The organism is Psychrobacter sp. T6-1, from assembly GCF_052258445.1.
In genome coordinates, this window is record NZ_JBQQFC010000438.1 from 1 (window position 1) to 1,499 (window position 1,499).

The following is a 1,499-nucleotide window of genomic DNA, read 5'->3' on the forward strand; positions in this document are numbered from 1 at the left end:
AGCTTATGTCTAAGTGCGTCAGATTGCATTGCTCATCACTAATCGCTAGCAGCTTGTATTTTTGTCAAGACATACCCATCTTTAATCCATATAACCTTATTGAATACTTATCATAATAATGACCTCAGTCAAATGGATACCCTTATGAGTGCTTTAGACCCTAGATTAAACCTTGTCAACTTTTTGGATGCTTCTCCTACAACGCTACAGGCGCAAGTCAATCAAGCTATAAAGCAAGCCAATGATTTTTTGGATACCTTGACAAGTTTTCAAGATAAAGACTTTACCCCTATTAGTGCAGATATTGCGCTACGTGACGTCCTAGAATTTGATCATATTAATTTAAGCTTAGATCGTAGCTGGGGCGTGCTCTCGCACTTGAACGGCGTGATGAGTAATGATGAGATTCGTCATGTACATCATGAGCTACTGCCTAAACTCTCAGCTTATGGCACGCGCGTAGGCCAGCATCAGCCGCTATTTGATCGCTATCAAGCTATTATCGATGATGAGACGTTTTTTGCAGAGTTAGAGCCTGCACGCCGCCGCGCTATTAAGCTTGCCGTACGCCGATTTGAGCTATCAGGCGTGGCGCTACCAAAAGCTGAGCAAGAGAGGTTCGCCGCTATTCAAAGCGAGCTATCCACGCTATCAGCGACATTCTCAGATCATATCTTGGACGCCACTCAAGCATACGCGCTACCGCTGAGCGCAGAGCAATTAGCAGGCTTGACCGATAGCGGATTGTCCTTACTTGCAGATGCCGGCGAGCAGTTTAAAGCAAACGAGTTAGAAGCGGGTCGCTTGACGCAAGAGGATGTCGACGCGCTACCAACGCCTTATTATGTGGCGACGCTTAATATTCCTGTGTACCTGGCAATTATGACGCACGCCGATGATCGTGATTTGCGCGCTGAGCTGTACCGCGCTTACGTCACTCGCGCCTCAGAGTTCGATACCCATACCAACAAAGACGGCGACTCGCTGAACAATGCTGAGGTGATGAGTCAGATACTCACATTGCGCCAGCAAAAAGCTGAGCTACTAGGCTTTAACCATTATGCTGAGGTCTCGCTATCGACCAAAATGGCGGGCAGCGTGGCAGAGGTTGAGACCTTTTTGCGCAATTTAGCCAAGCAGGCGACGCCAACTGCCAAGCAGGATCTGACGCAGTTGCAAGATTGCGCTCGTAATTATGGCATCACTGATTTGCAACCTTGGGACAACGCTTATATCGCAGAAAAGCTTAAGCAAGATAAATTTAGTCTCTCGCAAGAGGAGATACGCCCGTACTTCCCTCTACCAAAAGTCATCGATGGACTGTTTGCTATCGTAGAGCGCTTGTACGGCATCACAGTCAAAGAGCAAGAGAGTTATGCCACGATAAGTGACGCTACTGCAGCCTCGCGCTGGCATGACGATGTGCGTTTTTATCAATTGTTCGATAACGATGATCGCTTAGTTGGCGGCTTTTACTTTGACTTATTTGCTCGTAGCGG

The 1,499-nt window shown here is 47.3% G+C and carries 1 protein-coding gene; it reads left to right on the forward strand.

The window, feature by feature from the left end; all coding sequences use genetic code 11:
* Positions 1 to 144: 144 nt before the first annotated feature.
* Positions 145 to 1,499 (forward strand): M3 family metallopeptidase (locus ACTXGO_RS13595; protein WP_443574897.1); only part of this gene is annotated, 1,355 nt, incomplete at its 3' end.